The sequence below is a fragment of the Corallococcus aberystwythensis genome, assembly GCF_003612165.1.
Lineage (GTDB): Bacteria > Myxococcota > Myxococcia > Myxococcales > Myxococcaceae > Corallococcus > Corallococcus aberystwythensis.
Genome location: NZ_RAWK01000492.1, coordinates 1 through 2,592, shown reverse-complemented (window position 1 = coordinate 2,592; position 2,592 = coordinate 1). Strand labels below are relative to the sequence as shown.

The 2,592-nt window shown below is 71.5% G+C and carries 4 protein-coding genes; all 4 read left to right on the top strand.

Features of this window, described 5'->3' with window-relative positions; all coding sequences use genetic code 11:
• Nucleotides 1-904 (top strand): DnaJ domain-containing protein (locus D7W81_RS40785; RefSeq protein WP_147445825.1); only part of this gene is annotated, 904 nt, incomplete at its 5' end.
• Between the two features lie 30 nt (nt 905-934).
• A complete protein-coding gene (gene yhbY / locus D7W81_RS40780) occupies nt 935-1,291 on the top strand; it encodes a ribosome assembly RNA-binding protein YhbY (RefSeq protein ID WP_120560695.1) in 357 nt (118 codons plus the stop codon).
• Nucleotides 1,292-1,424: 133 nt separating this feature from the next.
• Complete coding sequence (locus D7W81_RS40775; RefSeq protein WP_244227789.1) at nt 1,425-1,697, top strand: hypothetical protein; 273 nt, start codon at nt 1,425-1,427, stop codon at nt 1,695-1,697.
• Nucleotides 1,694-2,584: a hypothetical protein gene (locus D7W81_RS40770; protein WP_120560693.1), complete on the top strand. Its 891-nt coding sequence runs from the start codon at nt 1,694-1,696 to the stop codon at nt 2,582-2,584. Before D7W81_RS40775 ends, D7W81_RS40770 begins: the two co-directional genes overlap by 4 nt.
• Nucleotides 2,585-2,592 lie beyond the last annotated feature (8 nt).

The window sequence follows — 2,592 nt, the reverse complement described above, 5'->3', positions numbered from 1 at the left end:
CAGCGCCGCCCCCACGGCGGGCCCCGGTGCGGCCCCGCGCCCTCCGGTTGCGCCCCCCAGCGCCGCCCCCACGGCGGGGCCCGGTGCACGGCCTCCGGGTGCTCCCGCCGGAGCCGCCCCCACGCCCGGCCCTGGCGCCGTGCCCACGGCGGGCCCGGGCGCACGGCCCGCGCCTCCCGTCGTCGCCGCTCCGGCGGCCCCCACGGCTTCGGGCCCCACGCCCGGGTCGGATGAACTGCCCGCGCTGCGCCAGCTCGCCGCGACCATGAAGGGCCAGAACCACTTCCAGCGGCTCGGCCTCACCGAACAGACCGAAGGCAGCGCGGTGAAGATCGCCTACTTCCGCCTGGCCAAGCTCTACCACCCGGACACCCTGCCCCAGGGCGCCCCGCCAGAGCTGGAGAAGCTCAAGGCGGAGGTGTTCGCGTACATCGGTGACGCCTACCGCGCGCTCTCCGACGACAAGAGCCGCGCGGCCTACATCGAGGAGCTCAAGAGCGGCGGCGGCGACGGCGTGAACATCCAGGGCATCCTCCAGGCCGAGGAGCTCTTCCAGAAGTCCTGCATCCTGGTGAAGGCGCGCAAGTACCCGGAAGCCGTGAAGATGCTCAACGAGGCCATCGCCCTCAACGCCGAGGAGCCGGAGTTCTTCGCCTGGAGGGGCTACGCGCGCTTCCTCGCCTCCCCCGACAAGAAGGCCGCCCAGCCGGAGGCCTTCCGCGAAATCCAGGCCGCCATCAAGCGCAACGAGCGCTGCGCCCCCGCCCACTACTTCCTGGGCGTCATCGCGAAGATTTGCGGCGACGCGACCGGGGCCCTCAAGCACTTCAAGCGGACGGTCGAGCTGCAACCGGACCACATTGATGCGATGCGAGAGGTCCGCATGGCGGCCCAAAAGAAGTAGGGTGCGCGCCTTTTCAAGGAGACACCCCCCATGCCCCTCACCGGGAAAGAACGCCGCCACCTTCGAGGCCTCGGCCACCACCTGGAGCCGGTGGTCCTCGTCGGCCAGTCCGGCGTCACCGAAGGCGTCATCGCCGCCCTCGAGCAGGCGCTGAACGACCACGAGCTCATCAAGGTGAAGATCAACGAAGGTCCGGAAGGCCGCCACGAAGTCGCGGACCGGCTCGCCGAGGCCACCGGCTCGGAGCTCGCGCAGCTGCTGGGCCGCACCGCCCTCTTCTTCAAGCGCCGCAAGCAGAAGTCCCGCTTCGAGGACGTCCTCAAGGGCCCGCATGAGCCCCGGCCGGCCCCCAAGGCGGACGAAGAGAAGAAGCCGCGCCGCCGGTAAGCCGCACCGTTTTCCAGAGGTCGCGGGGAAAACAGGCCAACCCGAGCATTTTGTATGGGTCCGGGAGCAGGCGGGCCCTCGTGCCGGGTTGGAAATGTCCCTACGCTGGAGGTCTTCCTCCCGCGGAGGTGACGTGCAGACACCCTCGTCCTCCCCTTCATCCGCTCCTGGCTGGCACGACGTGCTGATGCATCACCTGGAGCCGTTGCTGGGTGACTTCACCGCCAAGATGGCCATCCACACCGCCGCGCTGCGGGCCCTCAAGCGTCCACCCGAACAGGTAGGCGCGCAGGACGTGCCGCTGGTGCTGGAGGGCCTCAAGCCCATGCTCAACGTCTTCATCGGCGCGCTGCGCACGACGAACACCCTCACGGAGATTTCGAAGGCCATGGAGAAGCTGCGATGACCGCCCCCCGTCCCTCTTCGGGCCGCGCCCTCGCGAGAGTGGCGCCCTGGCTGGGCGCCGTCGTGGTGCTCCAGCTCGTGCATCTGGCCGCGGTGGCCACGTCCTTCCAGGACGCGCCCCGGCTGGCGCTCGTGGGTGACGTGGCGGGCTGGACCGTGGGCCTGCTCGCGGTGCTGGGCACGGCGGCGGCGGCGCTGTCCTTCGGCTCGGGGGACTACCTGCGCCGCGTGTGGGGCCTGCTGACGGTGGGCGCGGTCCTGTCGCTCGTCAGCACGGCCCTGCGCAGCTACTGGATGCACGCGGTGCCGGACGTGCCGTTCACGCAGTCGCCGCTGTTGCCCGTGCGCATGGGCGTGGTGGTGCTGGCGAACGTGAGCACCACGTTCGCGCTGGTGCTGCTGTCGCGCACCTACAAGCAGTCCGGACTGCAGCCGCCGCCCAGCTCCCGCGCGACGGTGCTGTGGGCGGTCGCGGCGGTGGCGGCGCTGGCGGTGGGCGGGCCGGCGCTCGTCAAGGCGGTGGGCCAGCTGGGCCAGGGCTTCGCGGCCACGTGCACGGCGGTCATCGCGCTGGCGTCCACGCTGGCGGACATGACGACCATCCTGCTCGTCGCGCCCATCCTCCGCGTCGCCTACATGCTGCGAGGCGGACGGCTCGCCTGGGTGTGGTGGGCCATGGGCCTGTCCGGCGCGGTGTGGCTCTTCTACGACGCGCGCGAGTGGCTGGCGCCGCTGCTGCCCGGCAATCCCACTGAAGCGGTGGAGCTCCTGCGCACGCTGCGCACCTCGGGGCTCGCGATGCTGGGGCTCGCCGGGTGGTTGCAGCGCTCGGCGCTCGTGTCGTCCCAGCGCGAGTCGCGCGCGAGCGTCGCCGTCCCCACCGCCTGACCCGGCCC